Here is a 25216-nt window from a genome sequence, read left to right as displayed (position 1 = left end):
CCCTCACATTAAGAAGTGTTCTGCTGTTTCGTGTAATGCCTCAGGAACCGCACCTGACTGCACATGAATCCCTGGCAGATGGTATTCGGTCGCCTCAAACAATTTTCAATCTCTGGAAATGCTTTAAAATTCATTAAGCATAGAGATAATTAGAATTTCAATGCTTTCCACTCTAAACATCGCAAAACTAAGAAAACGTTAACCTTTCTGAAAACTGGATTTGGTATCTTCCAGTTATGGTGCGATGCAAGACATAACACCTAGTCGGAAAACCCACTTGGAGGATCTGCATTGGAGTTAAAATATGGATGGAACCAAACTATGATTACATAAAGGTAAAAACAAAACTACCTACTCAAAAACAAAACAAGAAGAATTTAGAAGAGCGCATTTTAAGTGCATTGCATCACGTCGCCAAAGGTCTAGCTGAAGATGACCGTCTTCTGCCGATCTTCATCAGATTAGAGAATGACCTGATGCAAGTGCAAAATGAACTGGCAGCATTGGAACGCTCGAAATCATACCTGAAGCACCTCAACTAAAGTGCAATTTCCAACAGGAGCTCGTGCTTCTTATTAATTCCACCAGCATCCCCGTACTTTTCACGCCCCAAAGAATGACCAAACAATTCACGCCGGATACGGTCATCAATGCCTGCGTCAAGCATCCGATCTTCAAAACTATGCCGTAGGCTATACATCACATGCTTTTCACTTTCGAGAAGGCCATTTTCACGCAGATACTTGTTTACCGTCGCCGAGAGAGTGCTTGGTTTTGCGCGATAATGGGCAAAACCCTGAGGGAAGCGACGCATTGCCTCCAGACTAATGCCAACCAATGGAATGTCTCGCTTTGAAGGATCACTCTTCAGCTGTCGGTGAATATTGTTTCTGATCATGATGTAGGGCACTGGCCCATCCAGAACAATTTCGTCAGGGCTTAAGCCTGCGATTTCGCTTGGCCGACAACCAGTATTGATCATCACGAGTAAGATTGCACGTGCTTCGGGATTTAACCCATCTAGGGCACCGGGCCTGAGGATCCTCTCCACAATCCAAACGTCAGAGAACGGAGGTCTATCCGTCTTTGGTTTTTCCTTCATTTTTTGACCGCCAAATTCCAGAGTAAGGTTTAAGCTCAATAGGTCGTTTACCTTTTTTAAGACTGACTGAAGATGAACCAAATCTTTATTTGCGCTATTTGGCGTAAGGCCCTCCATCTCGATCCGAGTTAGCCACCACTTTCGAAACTGCAAAAAATCACTCTTTGTAAGCTCATCGACAGGAAGATCGCCAACAACACTGATAAAATTGGCAAAAGCTTTTTTCCGAGGATTTTTCCAACGCCTAACTTGGTCAGCACTTTTCCCCAAAATCAAGTCCTGTGAATTCTCCCAAAATTTTTCCAAGACTTCTGAAAGCCTCAGTTTCTGCGCAGGCTCGGCACCGAGGAGAGCGGATAATGTTTGCTCGTTCCTTGGTCCGATGGCACTGACGGCTGCTTCAACTCGTTCAAGAATTGCTTCCGTGGACAACTGAGCGACCTGATCAATGGGGACATAGTCAAAGCCCATCCCTTGAGCGACCAGCTTGGCCGATTTCTGCCGTTCAAAAGCATCATCTGACTGACCCAGCAATTGAGCTTCCCAAGCACGCAGATGTTCCATCCAAACACGCTGGGCTTTCTCTTGTGCAAGCTTTTGCGAATCTGTCTTAAGGGAAATCCAAACTTCGTTGCGCCCCTCAACTGATGCGAATCTCGCAGGCACACGACGTCGGATGTAATATGTTCCGCTCCGCAAGATAGGCTTCATATGCGCTCCACTCCCCTCTGGAATGTGTAGCAAAATGTGTAGCAAATTTGGAGATCAAAAACACTTAGAGCGACGCTATATCACCATTTCATCCGTAAGTATTTGATTTAACTCTTTATTTTCTTCTTGGGGAAAATTTAAATGGCGGACTGGGGAGGATTCGAACCCCCGACCCCTTGATTCGTAGTCAAGTACTCTATCCAACTGAGCTACCAGTCCGCGTCAGAGTGGGGGCGATGTATCCCCACCGTTTGGTAATGGCAAGAGCCGAAATGAAAGTTTTTACGCTTCAGGTGCAGAAAGTCTGATTTCGGCCTTTGGCAGGGTCATCTCAAAGGATGTTCCATCTGCGCCGCTCTCTGCCAATTCAAGAATTCCGCCATGACCGCGCACCAATTCAGCAGCAATCGCAAGCCCAAGCCCCGAACCGCCTTTTGTTGCGCCGCCTTGAAAGGCTTGGAACAGGTGTTCTTTGGCACGCGGAGGCAGCCCCGGCCCTGTGTCAGAGACGGTGATGTGCCAGCTATCCTCGGTTTCAGAGGCATGAATGTTGATCTCGCCCGCCTTCCCCGTTGCCATAATGGCCTGCCGCGCATTCCGCACCAGATTCGAAAGGACACGGTAAATCTGTTCACTATCCGCGCGTATCATCAGATTCGCAGCAACGTCCTCGGAGAACGACAGGTCATAGTCCCCAGCCGATAGACGTTCACTGTCGATGACGTCCGCCACGATTTCTGCCAGCGCAAATCGCGTTAGTTTTGGTGGCGCTTCTTCGGCCCGACCGAACGCCAATGTGTTTTCACACAAATGAACGGCACGCGTGATCGAGTTCACGAGTTTGGGGGCAAGTCGTTGAACTGCAGGATCATTTGATACTTCGATCCGATCTGTGAACAGCTGGGCAGAGGTCAAGATATTGCGTAGATCGTGACTTACTTTCGCAACGCCTTCACCCAACTGTGCCAGACGATCCTTTTGCTTGAGAGCGCCTGTGAGCTGCTCTTGCATCGTTTTGAGCGCCTGTTCAGCCTCTCGCAGCTCCAGCACGCCCGCACTCGGTTCAATAAACCTACGGGCATCCTCAGGCGCCTCTGCATAGAGTGTCATGTGGCGCACCACGCCGCGAATGGGTTTTACCAAAAACACCTGCACAGCAAAAAACAGCAACAGAGCGGTGATCACTGAAATAACTGCAGACAAAAGAAGCACGTTCAGCCCGTATTCGAGCATTGCCACGCGCAGCGGACCTTGCTCCATCGTGACCTCGATAAGCAAGCCACCGTCCTGAACTGGGTTGCCGATCACGCGGATGACTGGGTTATGCGTCGAAAGAAGCACTGACATCGCATCACGGATCAAAGCCAGAGCGCTGGGATCGCGCATATCGTAGGTCGCCTCGACCTGCCCCGGAATCGGCGATGACAAGGCAAGCTGCCGCACCTCATCACGCCGCAACACCACGTTAAACACGCCAGCATTGTCGAGAAGCTCTACTTCCAACTCTGGTTTAATCATATCGTCTGCTAAAAGAGCCAAGGATGCAATTTGCGCCCGTTCGAGGCGCAGCAGAAGGTAATCCTGACGGAACCGCGCAACAGAGGGCACGAAAATGAACACCTCTGCCAACATGACAAAGATGACGGTCAAAATCAAAAAACGCCCTGATAGCGTTTTGAACATTGCCCCTCCGTTTCGGGACTACGGCAGCATTCGCTGCACCATCCCCACGACCCGCTTAACGAGCGAGCTTTCGAATAGCTTTGGCGTAAAATAGGCACTCGCAGCGCGTTTGTTAATCTCTGCCAAGGTCGGGTAAGGCAAAACAGTATTGGCGATAAACGAAAGTTTAGACCTATTTGCGATCGCCATCGCCCACATCGCGATCAGTTCGCCCGCCTGAGAGCCTACGATTGTCACGCCAACAGGCCGACCTTTGACGACCATGAGTTTGAGAAAACCAACGGTCGATCCACTTGCCACTGCGCGATCATTTCCCCCGAATTCCACGCGATGGACCGACACCGAAGCACCGTATTTTTCAACTGCCTCGGCCTCCGTCGGGCCAATTTGAGCCAACTCAGGCGAAGTGTAGGTCACACGTGGTATATGTTCCGTCCGCGACTTGGCCGGCAGCCCGAATAACATTGAACGAACAATGATACCCGCATGATAGCCCGCGAGGTGCGTGAACTGCATCCCACCCGCGACATCGCCAATCGCATAGACCTTTCGGTTGGACACCGACCGCAGTCCAGCATCGACGTGGATACCTTTGAGGTCATGGTCGATCCCACCCTCTGCCAAATCGAGCCTATCAGTATTCACGCGCCGTCCAGCCGCGATGAGCAGGTGCGACCCAACAATCGGCCCCCGATCCGTCTGCACGGTTACGCCGTTGTCAGGTGAAATCCGCAGCGCTTTACAGTTTTCAAGAATCGCCACGCCCTGCTCCACCAACGAAGTCCTGATCACATCAGCCGCATCTCGGTCTTCATTACCTAGGATTTCCGCACCCTCAACAACGGTAACCTCGCAACCAAACCCGCGATGCGCTTGCGCCATCTCTATACCAATCGGACCACCGCCGATGATGATCAGGTGCTTTGGCTTTTCCCTGAGTTCAAAGATCGTTTCATTCGTATGCGCCTCCACGGTGTCGATGCCGTCAATTGGCGGGACGAACGGTGACGATCCCGTAGCGATCACGAAACGGCGTGCGCGGATGTGCTTTCCACCTGCGAGAACGACAGCGGGTGAAATGAATCGTGCATAGTCTCGGATGACAGTGCACCCCAGCCCTTCGAATCTGTCCTGACTGTCATGAGGTTCAATCGCGGCAATCGTTTGCGCGACATGATCTTTGGCGGAAACATAATCCTGACCCGACCGCGCCGCCGACAAGAGTGCCTTTGATGGCACGCAGCCATAGTTCAGGCAATCACCGCCCATTTTATGGCCCTCGATCAAGACGACACTGGCACCCATTTGTACGGCCCCTGCCGCGACAGAGAGCCCGCCAGAGCCCGCGCCTATCACGCAAACATCACACCGAAGTTCATCCATTCCTTGATCTCCGAATAGCTTTGACAAGGATCGGTAATGCGGCCAGCGCACATAGTCCTAATAAAGGAAGCAGCACAGAGGGCTCGAACACGATCGATAAGTCGGGCGATTCTCCACGATCAAAAACCGCACCCAAACCATTCCCAATCGACGTGAACACCAAAGCCCCTGGTACAATGCCCAACGCCGTCGAAATCACAAATCGGTGCAAAGGAACGCCCACAAGTGCGGGCACGAGATTCGCCACAAAGAATGGCACGGCCGGCACAAGCCGAATTAGGAAAAGCATCGACCATTGGTTTTCGTCGATCCCATCTTTGATCCGCTTGATCGCGCCGGTTGACCCATCCATTCTCGCGGACAGTCGTTCACCCAGCCCCCAGCGTGCAGCTAGAAACAATGCAGATGCGCCGACAGTGGCACCGAGAACGTTATACAAAACACCCGGAAAGGTCGCGAAGAGGAACCCGCCCGTCAAAGTCGCAACGGTCGCTCCGGGCAAAGAGAACGCGACAATCACAACATAGACACTGACAAAGACGAGGACCGACAGAACGGGATTCGCATCGCGGAAATCGATCAAAAGCTGACGGTTCCCTCGCAAGGTTTCAAAAGTCAGCGTATCGCGCAGGAACCAGACACCAAGAATCGCCCCAACGAGAATAAGGACAATAGGCAAACGCCGAAGAAGTGTCGGCTCCAGAATTGATTTCTCTATCATTTTTGCTCCGTTGGCTTTGATCCTTCATGGACAAATCCAACGTCCCCGCATAGCCATACTCACGCGAGGTTGATGAACTGGCCTTAAATCTGGCCAGTTTTGTAACATCGGGCAGGGAATGTGACGGTTTTGTCAAAAACCTACCCCCAACCGCGTTGACAGAGTGGTGAGGCCCCTCTAAAGGCAGGGCTTCAAAGTTTCACGGCCTCGAATCTGTAAAGGTTCGGCCCATCTGACCGGAGAGAACGCGATGAAGCGCACGTTCCAACCTTCTAACCGGGTTCGTAAGAACCGTCACGGCTTCCGCGCCCGTATGGCGACTAAAGCTGGCCGCAAAATCCTGAACGCCCGTCGCGCACGTGGCCGTAAGGTCCTGAGCGCCTAATGGCGCCTGCGGGGTCCGTTGTGACACCGCAAGAGAATTCGACGCGAACCGCCGAGGCGCAGCCTGCGGCGGTTTTCGTTCGTCCGCCGGTCCTGAAAAAACGGGCTGATTTTCTGCGGGCCGCCAACGCGCGGCGTCAGGGCACATCAGGCTTTCACCTCCAAGCCCGCGAACGTGGTGACGATGCTCCATTTCGCGTTGGGTATACCTGCTCGAAAAAGGTGGGGAACGCGGTCGCACGTAACCGCGCCAAACGACGTTTGCGCGAGATTGCCCGTCTGGTGATGCACAGCCACGCTCTAGCTGGCTGGGACTATGTCCTTATTGGCCGCAAAGAAATTACCGCGACGGCGGATTTCAAACAAATGCAAAAGGATCTAATCTGGGCTCTTCGAAAGGTGCACAAATGACACCCGCTGCTTGGGTCATATCCCTGCCCGTCAGGTTCTATCGATTGGTCTTCAGCGCATGGATCGGGCACGGCTGCCGCTTCCAGCCAACTTGTTCTGCCTACGGCATGGAAGCACTAGAAAAACACGGCGCGATCAAGGGGACCTACCTGATGATCTACCGCATCCTTCGGTGTAATCCTTGGGGCGGCTCGGGAATCGATAACGTTCCTGAACCAAAAAAACGCTGCACTCACGACCACTAATCACGACAAAGGACGCGCCATGCTCGACGATCTGGACGACATCCATCCACTTTTTCACGGTGCGCCGAAATCGACCGAGTTCAAAAAACTACGCAAGCGTATTGTACAAAACGTCCGAGAGGCGATTGAACAATACGGGATGATTGAGCGTGATGCGCGCTGGCTCGTTTGTTTGTCAGGTGGCAAAGACAGCTACACGATGCTGGCTATTCTCTATGAACTGAAATGGCGCGGCCTTCTGCCTGTGGACCTCCTAGCCTGCAACCTCGACCAAGGTCAGCCAGGATTCCCCGCGACGGTACTACCCGAATTCCTTGAAAGGATGGGCGTTCCGCATCGCATCGAATACCAAGACACCTATTCGATCGTGATGGACAAAGTGCCCGCAGGCCGCACCTTCTGCGCCCTATGTTCGCGCCTACGTCGCGGCAACCTCTATCGAATCGCGCGCGAAGAGGGCTGTAGCGCAGTCGTGTTGGGTCATCATCGCGATGATATTCTCGAAACCTTCTTCATGAACCTCTTCCACGGCTCCCGCCTCGCGACGATGCCGCCAAAGCTGGTCAACGAAGAAGGTGACCTATTCGTCTATCGCCCGCTTGCACATGTAGCCGAAGCCGACTGCGAGAAGTTCGCGACCGCGATGAACTATCCGATCATCCCTTGTGATCTGTGCGGGTCGCAAGATGGACTGCAGCGCCAGCAGGTTAAGGGCATCCTCGACGGCTGGGAGAAAAACGCACCGGGCCGCCGTCAGAAAATGTTCCGCGCGTTGATGAATACGCGCCCGTCGCATCTTCTCGACCCTGCCATCTTTGACTTCAAAGGGTTGCAGATCAATGAACAAAAACCGGACAATTTTCCCGATATTCCAGACTTGCGTTAAGGTTTCGCTTAGCAATTGACCTTTAGGTTCATCCTGACCGGAAACGGGCAAAGGAATGGACTACTATGCCTAACGCAATCGTCAACGCCGTTCGCCGCAATAAGACCCGCTGGCCCTATATCCTCATTGCTCCCCTAGGCGCTGTGGCGGGATACATGTTGGCAGGTCAACCAGGGTTGATCGTAGCGACCTTCTTGGGGCCAACGTTTCTCGCATTCATATTGCCGAACTTACCCGACGCGATCCCAATCGACGCGGCCACTGGCCTCACCACGCGCGACGGCCTCGTTGTAGCACTAGATCATGCACTTCGCTCAGGCAAACAAAACGGGCTTACGACGGGCGCTATCGTCTTTGAAGTCGATCGGTTCAAGTTGATCGAAGAACGCCATGACCGATCAGGGGTCGAGACAATTTTCAAAGCCATTGCTGTTCGTCTCTCCGCGATTCTTAGGGCTGACGACATCGCTGCGAGGCTCGATGGTCCAACCTTTGCGGTCGGGCTTTCTCCGACGCGGCGCTTTGACCTTGAGGCAGCGATTCAACTCGCTTCACGCATTCAACACACAATGGCCGAACAGTTTCATATTGCGGGCATGAACGTCTATCTGACGGTCTCAATAGGGTTTAGCCTCTCTGATCGCCTCGACCAGAAAACAGGTGTCGCACTGTTACAGGCCGCAAATTCGGCTCTCATCGAAGCACAACGGCACGCCCCCGCAGCCATCCGAAGCTTCTCGCTATCAATGCGAAACCGCATCGCGAATTGCAACGAGCTGTCCCAACAAGTCACACGCGCCTTGGACAACGGAGAAATCCGTGCCTTCTTCCAGCCACAGATTTCGACACGCACCGGTGAGATCACCGGATTTGAAACCTTAGCGCGGTGGCAGCACCCTCGGCGCGGGCTGATTCCGCCGTTGGAGTTCCTGCCCGCACTGGCTCAGGCTGGTCAGATGCATCGACTTGGCGAAGCTATGATCCACGACGCTTTGTCCTCGCTCCGTCGTTGGGACCAAACGGGACTATCAATCCCTCGTGTCGGCGTGAACTTCTCGAAAGAAGAACTCACGGACCCTCAACTTGTGGATCGGATCGAACAGCGCCTCCATGAATTTGGTTTGGGCGCCAATCGGCTCGCCGTTGAGGTGCTCGAAACCGTGGTTGCTGACCATGCCGATGATATTGTGATCCGAAATCTCTCTGGCCTCGCAGGGTTGGGCTGTAGTCTCGACCTTGATGATTTCGGCACAGGCCACGCATCAATTACGTCGATTCGGCGATATTCTATCGAACGCATCAAAATTGACCGATCATTCGTGACCCGCATAGATGCAGATGACGAACAACAAAAAATGGTCGCTGCTATTTTGACAATGGCAGATCGGCTAGGGCTCGACACGCTGGCCGAAGGTGTCGAAACCACAGAAGAGCGGCTAAAACTTGCTGAATTAGGCTGCGGCCACGTCCAAGGCTTTGGAATTGCACGCCCTCTACCGCCCGAGGATGTTGACAACTGGATCAACAATTACAGCCCCATGGTAGTTGGCAATCGTGGTTTGCGGCGAAAAGCAGGGTAAACAGCAATGTGACACGCGTCTAATCAGCCAAAACCCCTAAAAGCGCTTGACCTTTGACGCTATGGCCTGTTGAACCCTGCCTGATCATTTACCTTACAAAACGGGCGGTTCAGATGGAAAATCAGAACAAGAACCTAATTCTTGCCACAGCACTTAGCTTTCTGGTTATCACAGTTTGGTTCTTCCTGTTTCCACCTGAACAACCGGCGGAAACAGCAACAGATGCAACTGTAACAAGCGAACAAACCGACGTCACCGCTCCCGTTGCAGACGCATCCGCAGAAGCAGCGGCCCCCGCGGTGACCGAGGCGGCTATGCCCGCAACGCCACGCGTCCCCGTAGAAACGCCAGAGCTAACAGGTTCTATCGCTCTGCTCGGCGGTCGCATCGACGATATCTCGTTGAAGAATTACACCGTCGCGGTCGACAGTCCTGAAATCGTTCAGCTCATGCGCCCGCAGGGTGAGAACGATGCCTACTACGCGAGCTTTGGCTGGATCGGAAATGCTGGCGTCGACGCGAATGCCGTGCCTGGCCCCGATACAATGTGGGAACTTGAAACGGGCACCACATTGACACCAGAAACGCCGATCACGCTGAAATGGGACAACGGCGCGGGCATGACCTTCCGCACTACCTACGCGATCGACGAAAAATTCATGATGACGATCGACCAAACCGTAACGAACGCGTCTGGCAACGAAGTCACCATCACTCCTTACGGCCTAATCCGCCGCTTCACCGAGCCAGATGCGCAGCGTCGCTTCTTTGTCCTGCATGAAGGTCTGGTTCGTATGACCGATGGCAAGGTTGATGAACAAACCTACAAAGACATCCGCAAAGTCGACGGCGGCGTGAGCAGCGTTGATGTCCTCCAGACGGGCTGGACCGGATATACCGACCACTACTGGATGACGACCCTGATCCCCGATCAGAGTAAGCCGTTCACATCGATGTCGCGCTATTTCACCACTGACGTTTACGAAGTCGATGCTATCCTCGGTTCGGAAACGCTCGCCGCTGGTGCCGAAACTTCCGTTTCGACCCGCTTCTTCGTGGGCGCAAAGGAATGGGAAACCATCCGCAACTATGAAAACAACGCAGGCGTTTCTGGCTTCATCAACTCGATCGACTGGGGCTGGTTCTTCTTCCTGACCAAGCCGATCTTCTGGCTGCTGCACAACATCAACGCTGTAATCGGCAACATGGGCTGGTCGATCATGGTCCTGACGCTGGTTCTGAAAGCTCTGGTTCTGCCGCTCGCCTATAAGTCCTATGTTTCGATGGCGAAGATGAAAGAGCTTCAGCCCGAAATGGAAAAGCTGAAAGAAGCAGCGGGTGATGACCGCGCTAAACTTCAGCAAGGCATGATGAAGCTCTACAAAGAGAACAAGGTTAACCCTGCATCGGGCTGTTTGCCGATGATCCTGCAGATTCCGATCTTCTTCTCACTGTATAAGGTGATCTTCGTCACGCTGGAACTGCGTCACGCTGAGTGGATCGGTTGGATCCGTGACCTCTCTGCGCCCGACCCATCTTCGATCCTGAACCTCTTTGGCCTCCTGCCATGGGGAACACCAGAACCGGGCAGCATGTTGTTCATTCTGTCGTTGGGCGTCCTGCCAATCATTCTCGGCATCTCGATGTGGCTTCAGCAGAAACTGAACCCAGCGCCCACTGATCCGTCCCAAAAGATGATCTTTGCATGGATGCCTTGGATTTTCATGTTCATGCTGGGATCGTTCGCTTCGGGTCTGGTACTCTACTGGATCACCAACAACACCATTACGTTCTTGCAGCAATACGCGATCATGCGAAGCCACGGCCACCGGCCAGATGTTCTTGGCAATATCACCTCTGCGTTCAAACGTGATAAAGCTAGCAAAGCAAAGTAAACTGACAGGCTGCCCTTAGGGCGGCCTGTTCCGCCAAAAGGGTATGGTCATGCAGTTAAGTTTTCCGATCGTTGAAGATCTGGACCCGACGGTCGTCGAAGCTGGTCGTATGCTGTTCCATGCTCCGATCGAATTCCTCAAAGGTGTCGTTGCTATGGACGGCATGCCGCCGGCTGATCGGATCGAGCTTTGCTTTGCAGGACGTTCAAACGTTGGCAAATCCAGCCTGATTAACGCGCTGACAGGTCGTAAAGGGCTTGCTCGTGCCTCAAACACACCCGGCCGCACCCAAGAGATCAACTTTTTCACTGTGGGCGACGAACACTATATCGTTGACTTGCCGGGCTATGGTTTTGCTAACGCGCCTGTGGCGATCGTTGAAAAATGGCAACGGTTGCTGAAGCGATACCTCGCAGGCCGCCCTACCCTGCGTCGTGTTTTTGTTCTGATCGATAGTCGCCACGGTGCCAAAGCCGTCGACGAAGAAATCATGTCCCTCCTCGATAAGGCCGCCGTGACGTTTCAGGTTGTCATGACAAAGACGGATAAGGTCCGCAAAACGCAGCTTGATCAGTCGATTGAAGCCACGCGAGCTGTTTTGGCAAAGCACCCTGCCGCCTATCCTGAAATCGTATTGACGTCGTCTGACAAAGGGGACGGTATAGCCACACTTCGCGCTATTATTTATGGCATCGTTTGACCCCTATTTGGAAAGGGACCGGCCGTGAGGAAACAAGACATGAACCGTGACTGGATCGCAACTGCCCGCACTCTGTCAGAGGCATTGCCCTACCTTCAGCGATATTCCGGTGCAATCGTCGTGGTCAAATTCGGCGGCAACGCCATGGGTGATCAAGATGCCATGGCTGATTTCGCGCGTGATATCGTCCTTATGCGTCAGGTTGGCTTGAACCCTGTCGTTGTTCACGGCGGCGGGCCGATGATCAACGATCTGCTCGGTCGTCTTGGCATCGAATCCCAATGGGTACGCGGCAAACGCGTAACCGACAAAGCAACGGTTGAAGTCGTCGAGATGGTTCTTACTGGCCTCGTCAACAAACGGATCGTTCAGGCAATCATGGACGAAGGCGGGCGTGCGGTTGGTCTGTCGGGCAAAGACGACGACCTGATGGTCTGCGAACCCGATGATCCGGAACTGGGTTTTGTCGGTCGTCCTGTTGAGATGAACGTTCAAGTGCTTCATGACATGTTCAATGCGGGCATCATTCCTGTGATCGCTCCCGTCGCAACAGGGATGAACGACAACGAAACGTTCAACGTGAATGGTGATACCGCCGCTGGTGCAATTGCCGGTGCCCTTAAGGCTGACCGCCTGCTTTTGTTGACCGATGTATCTGGCGTGAAAAATAAAGACGGCGAAGTGATCACTCAAATGACGCCCGCTGAGGTTCGCGAAATGATTGCAGATGGCACCATCGCGGGCGGCATGATCCCGAAAACCGAAACCGCACTCAAAGCGATTGAGGACGGTGTACGCGGGGTTGTTATCCTTGATGGTCGCGTGGCGAATGCTTGTCTACTTGAGCTATTTACCGAGCACGGCGCTGGTTCCATGATCCGCACCACCGAACCACGTGTGAAGCCGCGCAACTTATGACAAACCTCATCGGCGATTTGGAGGGATATGGCTTGAGAATTTCAGGCATTGTCCTTCCATCCGCTGATGATAATCTCCCAGACTGGGCGACGGCGATTGCGCTGATCTCACCGACAGAGCCTCAGTTCTGGTCGCATTTTTGCGAGTCAACCGAATGGCGCGATGGAAAAAATGATCCTGTAGACCGTTGGTCAAAACACGTCCTTGACGAAATCGCGGCCACATATGACGGCGTCGCCTATTTCCCGTTTGGGGGCCCGCCGTTCTATCCATTTTACAGCTGGGCCATTCGGTCGGGGGCATTTTGCGCCTCCCCCGTCGCGTTCTTGGCAGATGGTACCGCGGGCCTGTTCAGCTCATTCCGCGGTGCGATTGCACTGCGAATGGCACCTGACGTCAAATTGCCTCCCCCACCCTGTGCAACGTGCCTCACCAAACCATGCGTAACAGCGTGTCCTGCATCAGCTTTAGTTCCCGCCGGATATGATGTGGCAGCCTGTCACGGTTACCTATCAGGTGCAGAAGGTGCAGAAGGTGCAGATTGCCTCAACAACGGCTGCGCTGTTCGACGGTCCTGCCCCATTGGGTCATCAGAACGTCCAACTGCTCAGTCTGCTTACTTCATGAGTGAGTTTCACAAATGACACTTCGGCTTGTTCTTATTCGTCATGCCAAATCATCTTGGGATGATTTTTCCATTGATGACCATGATCGGCAATTGAACGCCCGAGGACGGCGATCGGCACCAGCCATCGGTGAGTGGATTGCGGATAGAGGTGATATTCCGAGGGAAGTTCTATGCTCGGACGCCACACGCACGAGGGAAACGCTGGACCTTCTGATGGAACAGTGGCCGACGACGCCTGCTGTGCGCTATTTGCAATCCCTCTATCTCGCACCGGCGACAACGATGCTAACCGAGCTGAAAACCGCGAAAGCGCCTATCGTTGCCATGATAGGCCACAACCCAGGAATCGGAAGCTTTGCCTGTGGGCTTGTCCATGAACGCCCCGACCATCCGAAATACGCATCCTATCCGACCTGTGCGACCGCCATCATAGACTTTGATGTGGCCCATTGGTCAGATGTCAGTGCCGCCTCTGGTCGCGTCGTCGCCTTTACCACGCCACGCGAGTTGCTAAACGAATAAGGGCGGACACTCGGCCCGCCCCCAATCGAAAATTTGACTGAGCTTAGTGGCCCAAAATCTGGCTCAAGAACAGCTTCGTGCGATCCGACTGAGGATCGTTAAAGAACGCATGCGGTTCGTTTTGTTCGATGATCTGGCCTTGATCCATAAAGATTACGCGGTTCGCCACAGCCTGAGCAAAGCCCATCTCGTGGGTCACGCAGAGCATGGTCATGCCTTCTTCGGCCAGCTCGATCATGGTGTCGAGTACCTCTTTGATCATCTCAGGGTCGAGAGCAGAGGTCGGTTCGTCGAACAGCATGATGCGCGGCTTCATACACAGCGAACGCGCAATCGCCACACGTTGCTGCTGACCACCCGACAACATCCCAGGATATTTATGAGCCTGATCCGGGATCTTCACCTTTTCGAGGTAGTGCATCGCAATATCTTCGGCCTCTTTGCGCGGGACCTTGCGGACCCAGATCGGCGCCAGCGTGCAGTTCTCTAGAATGGTCAGGTGCGGGAACAGGTTGAAGTGCTGGAAGCACATACCAACCTCAGAACGGATCTTATCGATGTTTTTGAGATCAGAGGTCAGTTCTGTCCCATCAACGATAATGTCACCCGACTGGTGCTCTTCGAGGCGGTTGATGCACCGAATGAGCGTCGATTTACCAGACCCAGACGGGCCACATATCACGATCCGCTCACCGCGCTGAACGGTAAGGTTGATGTCACGCAACACGTGGAACTGACCGTACCACTTGTTCATGTTGTTGATCTGAATGGCGACCTCATCAGAGATCGTCATGTGGCTGCGGTCGATTTGACGTTCGATTGCAAGTTCGGACATGGCGGTCTCCTTAGCGGTGTCCACGCTGGAGTTTCTTCTCCAGCCAGAGCGAGTAGCGGCCCATGCTGAAGCATGAGACAAAGAACAAAAGGCCGATAAAGACGAACAGTTCCCAATAGACGCCGTTCCATTCGGCGGCGGCACGGATCGAGTTCGACAGGTTGAGCGGGTCAAGAAGACCAATGATGCCAACCAGTGTGGTGTCTTTAAACAGGCCGATGAAGGTATTCACGATCCCTGGGATCGAGATTTTGAGCGCCTGTGGAAGAACGATCAAGCGCATCGACTTCCAGTAATCGAGGCCCAGCGAATCCGCCGCTTCGAACTGCCCCTTCGGGAGCGCAGCAAGGCCCCCGCGGATAACCTCTGCGATATAGGCAGCGGCAAACAGGGTCACCATGATTACAACGCGCAACACAAGGTCGAACGAGGTGCGTGGCGGCAGGAAGTAGTTCAATAGCAGTGACGCAGTGAACAGCCAAACGATCAGCGGCACGCCGCGGATAATTTCGATGAACGCAACGGCGAACCCTTTGACGATCGGGAGATTGGCCTGACGTGCCAGTGCGAGCAAAATGCCAAGCGGCAAGGACAGTACGATACCTGCCACACCGATGATCATTGCGAGCATAAAGCCCCCGAAATCACGGCTGGTCACAGGTGCTAGACCCAGAGTACCAAGCCGTTCATAAGCGGTCTCAATGTTAGCACGTAGGTTCAAGACCGCAGTATCCGCGTCGAGATATGCACGCAGCGCGTCGACAGCTTCGGGCGATGTCCCAGCAGGCACCTGATTGACCGAAACCAGATTGTGCAGACCGTCAGGCAGGGCTGCGTCCATCGCGGCCGCCGTCTGGATGGCTTTGGGCAGGTCAGCTTCCCACTGAGGCAGAGCTTCAATGTTGGCCAACAGACCGTTTGCGTCACTGATCGCTTGTTGCAGTTTGAATGCTGTAAAGCCAAGTGCCGTATAGTGACGTCGCTCTACCATCAATTCATCCATGATCGCATTGAATGCAGTCTTCTGGTCCGACGACGGTTCAGTCCCAGCCTCACGAGCAGCAAGCATTTCAACGACCAGCACATCTTTTTCAGCGGTTAGTTCATTGATTTTCTCCTGCACGGCTGCCTGTTCGGCTTCGATCGCATCGATTTGCGCAGGATTTGTTGCGAGCGTTTCGATTAGCTCGGCTTTGGTTCCGTCAATGCGCGACAAGGCAACTGCCTTGTGCAACGCTCCATTAATGGTTGGCATAGCAACCATCCACCAGAGCGCAGCACCCGCAACTCCAAGCGCTACAGCACCAAATGCACCGGCGAAACGGCCTCCGATTTTGAACCCTACTGCACCTACGACAAAGCCAAGGATTACAAGGATCGGAACCCAGAAAGAGCCACCCCACAGCAGCCACGTGCCAAGGAAAGGGAACAGCATCGAGAACCAGAGCATTTGTTTCGGCAAACGAGCCGAAAACAGAATTGGCGCCAGTGCAACAAACATCAGAATGAAAACAAGGATCGGGCGCCAGTAGCTCTCAGCAGGGTAGAAACCAAAGAGCAGCTGAAGCCAACGGTCGCTGATGACCGCGAAGCACGCGCCGCCATGAGTGGTCAGACCCTCCAAAACAGCCAGAGTTTCACGACATTCGTTCAGCGACCCAGCAGTCCACACCGAATTCCAGAACCACGGAACCAATGCGAAAAGCAGCTTCACCAGAACATATATGGAAACGAGCGAAAGAAGCGTGTTCTTCCAGCCCGAGAAAAGGTTTTCCCGCATCCATTTGACCGCACCTTGTTCCTTTAGAGGCGGCTCGGACGGTGGGATCATGGTTTCGCGTACATAGCGAACGGTTTGCGCAGTATCCGTCATCTTAGCGCTCCTTCAGCTTAACGCGGTCGTTGAACCAGTTCATCCCTGTCGAAATCGCGAGACTGAGCAGGAGATAGAACAAACCAACAAGAAGAATACCCTCAAGTTCGCGCCCTGTTTGGTTCACAGTAATGCCGCCCAAAGTGGAACGGACATCCATGTAACCAATGGCGATCGCAAGCGAAGAGTTCTTGGTCAGGTTCAAGAATTGAGAGATCAGCGGTGGAATGATCACGCGCAGAGCCTGTGGCAGGATCACCAAACGCATCGTGCGGTTCGGACGTAGCCCCAGCGCAAACGCGGCTTCGGTTTGGCCTTTCGATACGGCATTGATACCGCCTCGAACGATCTCTGCAATAAATGCACCTGTGTAGAGAGACAGTGCCAACCACAGTGCCAGCAACGAGTTCCGCAGGTGCGTACCACCCGAGAAGTTGAAGCCCGACAGCTCTGGTTTGCCTAGATAGAAACCAAGGCCCCATAGGAGCGCGGCGATTGGGGCAACGATAATCAGGAGGTTTACCCACCACGTCGTCGGACGAACACCTGTCGCATTCTGGATATCCGCAGCGCGGGTATTGACCAATTTAACCACGAGGAGGCTCGCCACCAGAGTGAGCAAGATCACAATCAGATCGATGCTGACGTTGAAATACAGATCCGCAAAAACGCCACCTGGTTTGATTTCAACATCGCCCAAACCGTTCGCAAATAGGGGCTCAGGGATATAAGCACCACGGTTCGTGATCGCCACATTGTCGGCAAGTGCCATGCTCGCGACCGGATTTTCGCCACGGAAATCTCTGGGCGACGGCGTGGATTCTGTCATCACAGCAAAGATCGCGATGATCCAAAGCAGCAGCGGTACGTTGCGGAAGCCTTCGACGTAAACAGCAGCCAGACGCGACACGATCCAGTTTTTCGACAGTCGCAGGACACCGAAAATAACGCCGAGTATCGTCGCTAGGACGCAACCAAGGCCGGCAACCAACAAGGTATTCAGAATTCCAACCAGCGCCGCACGTCCGTGCGTCGCGTTAGAATCGTAAGCAATCAAACGTTGGTTGATGTCGTATCCCGACCGGTTTCCAAGAAACTCGAGCGTGAAATCTTTGCCCAGTGCGGTCAAGTTTGCGACGGTATTGCGCGCAAGCCACCAGAGGGCCGCAACGATCAGCACAGTCGCGATTACCTGAATGGTAATCGAACGATAGCGCGTATCGTAAATAAGCTGACTTAGCCGAAAGCCTTGCTTCGGCGTATCCGTGAGCGTGGTCATAAAAGTCTCCCCGGCTCCCGACGCGACAGGAGGTCACCGGTTATCCGGTTGTTGGCAATGTCGCGGGGGGCACTTCAAGTATGAAAAGGGCGCAGGTTGACTGCGCCCTTTCCGGTAGATCAACTTAACGGAACGGCGGTGCGTAGATCAGGCCGCCTTCGGTCCATTGTGCGTTCAGGCCACGTGCGAGGCCGATCGGAGTGTTAACACCGATGTTCTTTTCGAACAGTTCGCCGTAGTTGCCGCCAGCAGCAATCGCGCGAACAGCCCACTGAGCGTCCAGACCGATCATCGCGCCAAGGTCACCTTCGGTGCCAAGCAGGCGGTTGATTTCTGGGTTGGTGGTCGCAGCAGCAGACAGCTCTTCAACGTTCGCAGAGGTCACGCCGAGTTCTTCAGCAGCGATCAGGGCGTTGAGGGTCCACATTGCGATATCACCCCATTCGTTGTCGCCGTGACGAACAACCGGGCCGAGCGGCTCTTTGGAGATGATTTCCGGAAGGATCACGTGATCGCCCGGCGCTTCAAAGGTTGCGCGAGTTGCAGCAAGACCCGAAGCGTCAGTGGTGTAGACGTCACAAGCGCCAGCAAGGTACTGCTGCTGTGCTTCTGCGTTGGTTTCGATCGGGATCGGCTCGTAGCTGATGTTGTTGGCGCGGAAGAAGTCGGCCAAGTTCAGCTCTGTGGTGGTACCAGTTTGGATACAAACGGTTGCACCGTCGAGGTCTTTAGCGGAAGTCACGCCGAGCGATTTCGGGACCATGAAGCCCTGACCGTCGTAGTAGTTCACGCCGATGAAGTCGAGCTTCAGGTCGGTGTCGCGCGAGAATGTCCAAGTGGTGTTACGTGCCAGAATGTCGATCTCGCCCGACGCCAGTGCGGTGAAACGCACTTGGGTGGTGAGCGGAACGAATTCAACAGCAGTCGAGTCACCCAGAACAGCAGCAGCAACAGCGCGGCATACAGCAACGTCAAAACCTTCCCAAACGCCGTTTGCGTCGGGCTGCGAGAAGCCGGTCAGGCCGGACGACACGCCACAGTTCAGTTTACCACGGGCTTTGACGTCATCGAGCGTGGATGCCGATGCGCTTGCAGCGGTCAAACCAGCGACGGCCAGAGCGCCGAGCATAATGGATTTCTTCATTTCTACCTCTTCCTGAGTTCCCGATACTTACGATCGGGGTTTTCGCTTTGATAGCGTATGGGCGCGGCGGGGATACCACCACGAAGCCTTAGATTGGTCGCAAACTATCTAATTGGTCAAGGGGGACCAGACGGGAATATTCCCTTGATCTTGGGTCAACTGGCCGCAAAATTGACCTGACGCAGGAAAAAAGACTGCGGATTTCAGCTTTGCAACATTTGAAAGATCCGCGCGGCCATTAAAAACTCGCCTTGCTTGTGGTTCGCTAACACTGTTGCCTCATCATCTTGGCCCCATTGCTCTTCTTGCCACAATTCATCGACTCGCGACTTCAACCATGCGTTTTGCGCAGTCAAATGTCCCTCTGTGACGGCCAATGCCAGCACAAGCGACCCACTAATCCCGACCAGATCGTGAAATGCAGCGATTTCAAAAGGGCTTAGCGTTCCAACATGGTCACGAAAAATGCGTAGGTTTTCGTCAGACTGGGTCACAGGCATAACACCGAATCCACAGACCAAGCGAGTGCCGAAACGACCCTCCGCCCAATCAAGAATCGGGTCCCATTCATCAGATTGACGCTTAGTTAGCTCAATTGGGCTATCTGCCCGATAACACAGCAGGTCGCTGCCTCCGTAAGCAGAAAGCATATCGGCCACTTCGTCAAACTGGACCGAAACCTTGTCCAAGGCAGCATTCGCAGACCGCGTGATCGGCATAGATTCGGGCTTCACTTCCTCAGTTTGCGCATCCCATTCAGCAGCGATGGCTTCAGCTATGGCCTTGGTCGGCACAATCATCAGCGCTTTCGCAGGGGTTCGAACTGGACGCCCATCCAGCTCTACACGGTAACCACCCTCTACTTCGCTGATGGTTGCTTCTTTCCAGAACCGTTTTGCTTTCCAACCGCTCATGATCGGGCCTCCAGTAGTTCGTTAATCGCTGCGGGGAGTTCGGCAAAATCACCGACAATTCGATCCGCGTTCAGTGTTTCTGCAGCGTGATAGCCCCAAGAAACGCCAATCGCAGCAACGCCCGCTGCTTTGGCCATATCCATGTCGTAGGTGGTGTCCCCGACCATGACAGTTCGAGACCGCGCTACGCCTGCTTCATCAACTGCCGTAAAAATCATCGACGGGTGAGGTTTTGACGGATGAAAGTCAGCGACCTGCCGAGAGACAAAATATCCCTCTAGCCCATGCGCTTCGATCAAGGCATCCAACCCGCGCTTTGATTTCCCTGTGGCAACAGCGAGTAGCGTCCAAGGGTCAGCACGCAACTGGTCGAGCACCTCACGCGCACCTGAGAAAAATGGACTAGATGCGGCGGCACCCTCGGCACTTCGATAGGTAAAGAAGGCGTCCTTGTAGGTTTGCACAATGCGCTGCGCCTCATTGTCTGAGGCGGCTGGTGCGAGCAAGGCAACCGCGCGATCCAGCGATAGCCCGACAATCCACTTGATCTTATCGCGCGACGGCGCAGGGAGGCCCACGCCATCAAAGGCGGCCTCCATCGAACGAACGATTAGCCCCTGACTATCGACCAACGTTCCATCGACATCAAAAATGACGAGGCGCAGTTCACTCATCTTCCGTCACAAAAGGATCGATCGGTGGATAGTTCACGTCCCACCCAAAGAAGTCCCAAGTTTCCTGCATATGCGGTGGCAGCGGGGCTTGAAGGGTAATGATCTCTTTGGTGATCGGATGCTCGAACGAGATCATACGTGCATGGAGGTGCAGCCTTTTGCTCAACTCGCCACCAACACCTGCGCCCCAGCCATCGCCGAGGTTTTCAGTAGAAGAACCGCCATATTTACCGTCGCCGATAATCGGGTGACCAAGTTCCGCAATGTGCGCACGGAGTTGGTGCGTGCGACCAGTGATCGGCGTCATCGCAACCCATGCAATCCGCGAACCCGCGAGGTCGATGGTGAAAAAGTCGGTGTGGGCGCGTTTCGCACCCTCGTGTTCATCCAATTTAGCGGGGTGAACACAAACCATCTTCTCGCCTTCACCACCACGTCCGCGACCCGGCGCTTTCATCAGGCCGTATTTGATCGAACCCGCACGAGGAGACGGAACACCAGCAACTGCGGCCCAGTAGATCTTGCGAACATTGCGGTGACGCAACGCCTCCGACAACCGACGGGCGACACGATCTGTGCGGGCCAGCAGCAAGAGGCCAGATGTATCTTTGTCCAGACGGTGAACCAGCTTTGGTTTGTCCTTGTAGCCGAACATCAGAGCCTCGGCCAAAGCGTCGACGTGACGGTCGCCCTGACCCGATCCGCCCTGCGAGGGCAGGCCCGAGGGTTTATTCAGTGCAATAATATGCTCATCTTTCCAGACCACACAGGACTGGATCATCTCAACGTCAGACCGTGTAATTTTGCGATCAAACTTCGGTGCTGGTTTTACGGCTTCTTCGCCCATCGGAGGGATACGGACGGTCTGGCCCGCCTCAATGCGCGAATTCGATTTCACACGACCGCCATCCACACGCAATTCGCCCTTGCGGCACATCTTTTCTATGCGACCTTGGGTTAGGTGTGGGTATAGCTTCCGAAGCCAACGGTCGATCCGCTGATCGCCATCGTCTTCGCTGATTGTGATGTTTTGCACACCGCTCATTGTAGCACCATTCGGCCAAAGGCCATTCCTGCGACCAGTGCCGCAATTCCGACGATCACCGTGCCGAGGACATATGCGCCAGCCAGCACGATCTCACCGCGATTATAAAGTGTCACAGCATCCAGCGAATAGGCCGAAAACGTTGTGAAACCGCCTAAGAACCCCGTCATTAAAAACGGTGCGAATTTGTTACCGCCCTTCTCTGCGAGGACAACAACAAGAAGCCCCATCAAAAAGGAGCCGAGGACATTCACCACGACCGTCCCAAAGGGAAACCCAGGCCCGATCAAGCGCATGACGCCCACGTTGGTCAGATAACGTAGCGCTGCGCCAATAGCACCGCCCGCCGCGACAAAGAGAGTATTCCAGATCATCCGCGCTCCTTGGCTGTTCAGCAGCAAAGAGTCAATTCTGACGTCCCTGCCGCTTGGCCCTAAGGCCTGCGAAATAGTCTGCCCTCTTCTTAAGATCACGTTCAAACCCGCGATCAACGGGTTTGTAGAACGTCGGGCGCTGCATGGTCTCTGGAAAGTAGTTTTGCCCTGAAAACCCATCCTCGGCATCATGGTCATAGGCATAGCCTGCGCCATACCCTTGCTCTTTCATCATCTTAGTCGGAGCGTTGAGTATATGTTTGGGCGGCGGCTCGCTTCCTGATTTTCGCGCGGCATCTCTGGATGCTTTGTAGGCCACATATCCCGCGTTCGTTTTAGGAGCGAGCGCGAGGTAGATGACAGCCTGCGCCAAAGCCAATTCACCCTCGGGACTTCCAAGTCGCTCATAAGTTTCCCATGCGTGTAGGCAAATCGTTTGGGCATTCGGGTCAGCCAGCGCGATGTCCTCTACCGCCATGCGCAAAATACGACGCGCCAGATACCGAGGGTCTTCGCCGCCCTCTAACATGCGGGAATACCAGTAGAGCGCAGCATCAGGATCTGATCCCCGTACAGATTTATGCAGCGCAGAGATCAAGTTGTAATGCTCTTCACCCGACTTATCGTATTTCGCCGCCCGTCGCATCAAACGGGTCGTAAGCTGGTCGACACCCAAAGGGGCAGTGGTTTTCCACGCCAGAACCTGTTCGATCAAGTTCAACAATGCTCGCCCATCCCCATCGGCCATGTCCAAAAGCGCAGAGCGCGCGGCGGGCTCAAGCAACAGTTTTTTGCCCGCTTCGCCCTCTGCCCGTGACGCCATTTTCTCTAACTCATCAGACGATAACCGATTGAGAACCAAAACCTGCGCACGGCTTAGAATAGCGGCGTTCAGTTCGAACGACGGGTTCTCTGTCGTCGCGCCAACGAGCACGATGGTGCCGTCCTCCATATGGGGCAAAAAGCTGTCCTGCTGGGCTTTGTTGAAACGATGAATTTCGTCCACGAACAAAAGAGTTCCACGATCGTTTGCGCGACGCAGCTTAGCCGCCTCGAACACCTTTCGAAGGTCAGGCACGCCCGTAAAAATTGCACTGATCTGTTCGAAATGCAGCTCGGTTTCACGGGCAAGCAAACGCGCAATCGTCGTTTTTCCAACACCAGGCGGACCCCACAGGATCAAGGACGACAACGAACCTGACGCGAGCATCACCCCCAAAGGCCCATCAGGGCCGAGAACCTGCTCTTGCCCTATCACCTCGGCCAACGTCTGCGGCCGCAGCCTATCCGCGAGAGGACGAGGCGCGTTCGGTGTCTGAGGAGCGGGTGTTTCGAAAAGATCGGACATGGCCGTAACCTACGCCCGCGTCCGATCTTTGGCAAAGGGTCAGTGGAGTTTGTCTCCAAGATCAAACCAGACGGCCTGATAGTCCACGCCCCCCATATCCATCACCCGTCCCGCAGGTGAAATATCAAGCGCAGCCCGTTTGGACCAACGCGTCCAATTGGCAGGTAGCAGAGCAATCATCTTCCGCGCGTTCAGTTCTCGCCCCGCGGTCACAATCTGACCCGTCAGCAGCAATCGCACGCGGAGACGGATGTTGTTGGGAATATCATGCCCGATGAACCCTCGGGTCACCTCCCAAATGCCCTCATCAATCGGGGCATCCTCATACAAAAGGTCTTGCGGGATGGTTTCTAAAAGTCCTCTCTGCGCATCGCGGATCATGTAGCTATAGACACCACATCGCGCAGTCGTGGGTGTCATACGGGCCCCTGCCAACACGCGGCCGGTTGCGTCATGCACTGCAACCCAACGCGATTGCGGTGTGTCGTATTGGTCGTATTCCATACCCATCGTCTCAGGCAGGTCCCACGATCGTTTGACGATAAAACAATCCCGCCGTGCCCGCAGGATATTTGCGAAAAGTTCGCCGTGATTGTGCATATTGGCGAACGAAAGAACGGTGCTCAGCATCAGTGCCTCCAGCGAGGGTTAAGGGTCACACAACCCCGCATCCGCATCCCGAAAAGGACGTCAGAGCAGCCTGTAATCCCTCGCCTTCTGGATGGCCTCTACCGTGGTGCGAGCCTGAAGGCTCGAACGGGCGGCGGTCAGCCGCGCTTTGAATACGCTTTGAGAAATTCCGAGTTTTGCAGCAGCCGCAGCATAACGATCCCCCTCGGCAATCCGCCGCAGGGACTCTGTTTGGACGTCCGTTAAGGACACGGGGGGCTGGTAAATGGTATGAAGCGCGTCGATTACATCGGAAAATGACGCAATCTCGGTTTCCGTAAACTCGCGATCTGGCCGCGAGGCTGTCGCTATGGTCCGTGAGTGGAGCGGCCCAAAAGATACCGCGATCCCAAAATTCATCCCAAATTCCTGCGCCTGTCCAAGAATGTTGAACGGGTCCGGAATATCAATTTCGCTCCAGCGGCAAGTGCCCACCCGATCAAGCCCCCACGCAATGATCGGATCACGGAGCGCGTAAGCCTCCCTAATGTAGTGATTAACCCATAGGCTCGGGTAGGTTTGATGAGTGAACAAAGGCAGCGTGTGCCGAATGTGCAGTCCGAAAAAGAAACCATTCGGCGCGATTTGATCGAGCCTCTCTAAATGTGTTTCGATTCCAAATACCTGAGCCATACTAGGATATTTTCAACCTTAGGTTTATTGGTCAACCTATAATTGTATCGCATATATTCACTACCCAGAAATGGCGAAATGAAAAACCCCGCCAGCTATGCTGACGGGGTTCTCAAAACTAGCGATGGTCGAGACTTATTCGTCGTCGCCCAGCAGAGCTTCTTCTGCTTCAAGACGTGCACGGTCTGCTGCGCCTTTTGCGTCAACATCACGGTCAACCAGCTCGATGATCGCCATCGGAGCCATGTCGCCATAACGGAAGCCAGCTTTCAGAACGCGGCAGTAACCACCGTTACGCTCCGCATAACGCGGGCCGAGAACTTCAAACAGTTTCGCAACGTGAATATCTTGTTTGAGCTGCGCATCAGCCTGACGGCGTGCATGCAGGTCACCACGTTTACCGAGCGTGATCAGCTTGTCGATGACGCGCTTCAGTTCTTTTGCTTTCGGCAGGGTGGTTTTGATTTGTTCGTGTTCGATCAACGAACCAGCCATGTTCGCAAACAGGGCTTTACGGTGTTCGTGAGTACGATTCAGACGGCGGTAACCGCGAGCGTGACGCATTTTAATTCTCCTAGCGTTTTATGCTTTGTCCGGTGGCCTATGCGTATTGGCCACTCTCCTTGGGGCGGGATTGCCCGAAAAGGCAGGACGTTTCC

Annotated in this window: 25 protein-coding genes, 1 tRNA gene and 1 pseudogene; 10 read left to right on the top strand and 17 right to left on the bottom strand. The window is 54.1% G+C overall.

Going from position 1 to position 25216, the window contains the following annotated elements:
* The first annotated feature begins 308 nt into the window (after nucleotides 1-308).
* Nucleotides 309-542 (top strand): hypothetical protein, encoded by a 234-nt coding sequence (locus BSK21_RS01470; protein ID WP_067550417.1) that lies wholly within the window; start codon nucleotides 309-311, stop codon nucleotides 540-542.
* Here BSK21_RS01470 and BSK21_RS01465 read toward each other — a convergent pair.
* The 5 genes from BSK21_RS01465 to BSK21_RS01445 form a co-directional block, all read right to left on the bottom strand.
* Nucleotides 539-1813: a DUF6538 domain-containing protein gene (locus BSK21_RS01465; protein ID WP_067550419.1), complete on the bottom strand. Its 1275-nt coding sequence runs from the start codon at nucleotides 1811-1813 to the stop codon at nucleotides 539-541. The two genes, BSK21_RS01470 and BSK21_RS01465, sit on opposite strands and share 4 nt — an antisense overlap.
* Nucleotides 1814-1955: 142 nt before the next feature.
* A tRNA-Arg gene (locus tag BSK21_RS01460) sits at nucleotides 1956-2032 on the bottom strand.
* A 63-nt stretch (nucleotides 2033-2095) separates the two neighbouring features.
* Complete coding sequence (locus tag BSK21_RS01455; RefSeq protein WP_067550421.1) at nucleotides 2096-3496, bottom strand: HAMP domain-containing sensor histidine kinase; 1401 nt, start codon at nucleotides 3494-3496, stop codon at nucleotides 2096-2098.
* A gap of 18 nt (nucleotides 3497-3514) precedes the next feature.
* A complete protein-coding gene (locus tag BSK21_RS01450; RefSeq protein WP_067550423.1) occupies nucleotides 3515-4879 on the bottom strand; it encodes an NAD(P)/FAD-dependent oxidoreductase in 1365 nt (454 codons plus the stop codon).
* Complete coding sequence (locus BSK21_RS01445) at nucleotides 4872-5600, bottom strand: TVP38/TMEM64 family protein (RefSeq protein ID WP_067550425.1); 729 nt, start codon at nucleotides 5598-5600, stop codon at nucleotides 4872-4874. Before BSK21_RS01445 ends, BSK21_RS01450 begins: the two co-directional genes overlap by 8 nt.
* A 250-nt stretch (nucleotides 5601-5850) precedes the next feature.
* On the opposite strand from BSK21_RS01445, the gene rpmH reads away from it, so the two are divergent.
* The 9 genes from rpmH (at nucleotide 5851) to BSK21_RS01395 (ending at nucleotide 13769) form a co-directional block, all read left to right on the top strand.
* Nucleotides 5851-5985 (top strand): 50S ribosomal protein L34, encoded by a 135-nt coding sequence (gene rpmH, locus BSK21_RS01440; RefSeq protein ID WP_067550427.1) that lies wholly within the window; start codon nucleotides 5851-5853, stop codon nucleotides 5983-5985.
* Nucleotides 5986-6005: 20 nt separating this feature from the next.
* Nucleotides 6006-6395, top strand: coding sequence for a ribonuclease P protein component (gene rnpA / locus BSK21_RS01435; protein WP_231924794.1), 390 nt, complete (start codon nucleotides 6006-6008; stop codon nucleotides 6393-6395).
* Nucleotides 6392-6640, top strand: coding sequence for a membrane protein insertion efficiency factor YidD (yidD, locus tag BSK21_RS01430; protein ID WP_067550430.1), 249 nt, complete (start codon nucleotides 6392-6394; stop codon nucleotides 6638-6640). The genes rnpA and yidD overlap by 4 nt, the downstream gene beginning before the upstream one ends.
* A gap of 19 nt (nucleotides 6641-6659) precedes the next feature.
* A complete protein-coding gene (ttcA, locus tag BSK21_RS01425) occupies nucleotides 6660-7526 on the top strand; it encodes a tRNA 2-thiocytidine(32) synthetase TtcA (RefSeq protein WP_067550432.1) in 867 nt (288 codons plus the stop codon).
* Nucleotides 7527-7591: 65 nt separating this feature from the next.
* Nucleotides 7592-9106: a bifunctional diguanylate cyclase/phosphodiesterase gene (locus BSK21_RS01420; RefSeq protein WP_067550434.1), complete on the top strand. Its 1515-nt coding sequence runs from the start codon at nucleotides 7592-7594 to the stop codon at nucleotides 9104-9106.
* Between the two features lie 113 nt (nucleotides 9107-9219).
* Entirely contained in the window at nucleotides 9220-11001 is a 1782-nt protein-coding gene (gene yidC, locus BSK21_RS01415) for a membrane protein insertase YidC (RefSeq protein WP_067550436.1), read from the top strand.
* Between the two features lie 49 nt (nucleotides 11002-11050).
* Nucleotides 11051-11701, top strand: coding sequence for a ribosome biogenesis GTP-binding protein YihA/YsxC (yihA, locus tag BSK21_RS01410; protein ID WP_067550438.1), 651 nt, complete (start codon nucleotides 11051-11053; stop codon nucleotides 11699-11701).
* Between the two features lie 39 nt (nucleotides 11702-11740).
* A complete protein-coding gene (gene argB, locus BSK21_RS01405; protein WP_067550440.1) occupies nucleotides 11741-12619 on the top strand; it encodes an acetylglutamate kinase in 879 nt (292 codons plus the stop codon).
* 640 nt (nucleotides 12620-13259) lie between these two features.
* On the top strand, nucleotides 13260-13769 hold the full coding sequence (locus BSK21_RS01395; RefSeq protein WP_067550444.1) for a histidine phosphatase family protein: 510 nt from the start codon (nucleotides 13260-13262) through the stop codon (nucleotides 13767-13769).
* Between the two features lie 43 nt (nucleotides 13770-13812).
* Here the strand turns inward: BSK21_RS01395 and BSK21_RS01390 are convergent, their stop codons facing one another.
* The 12 genes and pseudogenes from BSK21_RS01390 to rplQ form a co-directional block, all read right to left on the bottom strand.
* Nucleotides 13813-14604: an amino acid ABC transporter ATP-binding protein gene (locus BSK21_RS01390; RefSeq protein ID WP_067550446.1), complete on the bottom strand. Its 792-nt coding sequence runs from the start codon at nucleotides 14602-14604 to the stop codon at nucleotides 13813-13815.
* Between the two features lie 10 nt (nucleotides 14605-14614).
* A pseudogene (locus BSK21_RS16105) lies at nucleotides 14615-15262 on the bottom strand (amino acid ABC transporter permease); the annotation flags it as partial.
* 1216 nt (nucleotides 15263-16478) lie between these two features.
* Entirely contained in the window at nucleotides 16479-17756 is a 1278-nt protein-coding gene (locus BSK21_RS01380) for an amino acid ABC transporter permease (RefSeq protein ID WP_067550449.1), read from the bottom strand.
* Nucleotides 17757-17880: 124 nt separating this feature from the next.
* Nucleotides 17881-18900 carry an amino acid ABC transporter substrate-binding protein gene (locus BSK21_RS01375; protein ID WP_067550451.1) on the bottom strand — a complete coding sequence of 340 codons (1020 nt, stop codon included), beginning with the start codon at nucleotides 18898-18900 and terminating at the stop codon, nucleotides 17881-17883.
* A 203-nt stretch (nucleotides 18901-19103) separates the two neighbouring features.
* Nucleotides 19104-19814 carry an ATP12 family chaperone protein gene (locus tag BSK21_RS01370; RefSeq protein ID WP_067550453.1) on the bottom strand — a complete coding sequence of 237 codons (711 nt, stop codon included), beginning with the start codon at nucleotides 19812-19814 and terminating at the stop codon, nucleotides 19104-19106.
* On the bottom strand, nucleotides 19811-20488 hold the full coding sequence (locus BSK21_RS01365) for an HAD-IA family hydrolase (RefSeq protein ID WP_067550455.1): 678 nt from the start codon (nucleotides 20486-20488) through the stop codon (nucleotides 19811-19813). Before BSK21_RS01365 ends, BSK21_RS01370 begins: the two co-directional genes overlap by 4 nt.
* Entirely contained in the window at nucleotides 20481-21533 is a 1053-nt protein-coding gene (locus tag BSK21_RS01360) for an RluA family pseudouridine synthase (protein ID WP_067550457.1), read from the bottom strand. Before BSK21_RS01360 ends, BSK21_RS01365 begins: the two co-directional genes overlap by 8 nt.
* Entirely contained in the window at nucleotides 21530-21907 is a 378-nt protein-coding gene (gene crcB / locus BSK21_RS01355) for a fluoride efflux transporter CrcB (protein ID WP_067550459.1), read from the bottom strand. Before crcB ends, BSK21_RS01360 begins: the two co-directional genes overlap by 4 nt.
* A 31-nt stretch (nucleotides 21908-21938) precedes the next feature.
* Nucleotides 21939-23255: a replication-associated recombination protein A gene (locus BSK21_RS01350; protein WP_074038938.1), complete on the bottom strand. Its 1317-nt coding sequence runs from the start codon at nucleotides 23253-23255 to the stop codon at nucleotides 21939-21941.
* 39 nt (nucleotides 23256-23294) lie between these two features.
* The gene (locus tag BSK21_RS01345) at nucleotides 23295-23885 is read right to left on the bottom strand and encodes an acyl-homoserine-lactone synthase (RefSeq protein WP_067550461.1); all 591 of its coding nucleotides are present in this window, start codon (nucleotides 23883-23885) and stop codon (nucleotides 23295-23297) included.
* 60 nt (nucleotides 23886-23945) lie between these two features.
* A complete protein-coding gene (locus BSK21_RS01340) occupies nucleotides 23946-24557 on the bottom strand; it encodes an autoinducer binding domain-containing protein (protein WP_067550463.1) in 612 nt (203 codons plus the stop codon).
* A 135-nt stretch (nucleotides 24558-24692) separates the two neighbouring features.
* Nucleotides 24693-25121, bottom strand: a complete 429-nt coding sequence (gene rplQ, locus BSK21_RS01335) for a 50S ribosomal protein L17 (protein WP_067550465.1) — start codon at nucleotides 25119-25121, stop codon at nucleotides 24693-24695.
* Between the last annotated feature and the right edge of the window lie 95 nt (nucleotides 25122-25216).

This window comes from Marivivens sp. JLT3646 (assembly GCF_001908835.1).
Taxonomy (GTDB): domain Bacteria; phylum Pseudomonadota; class Alphaproteobacteria; order Rhodobacterales; family Rhodobacteraceae; genus Marivivens; species Marivivens geojensis.
The sequence above is the reverse complement of the archived record's forward strand: the minus strand, read 5'-3'. Positions and strand labels throughout refer to the sequence as shown.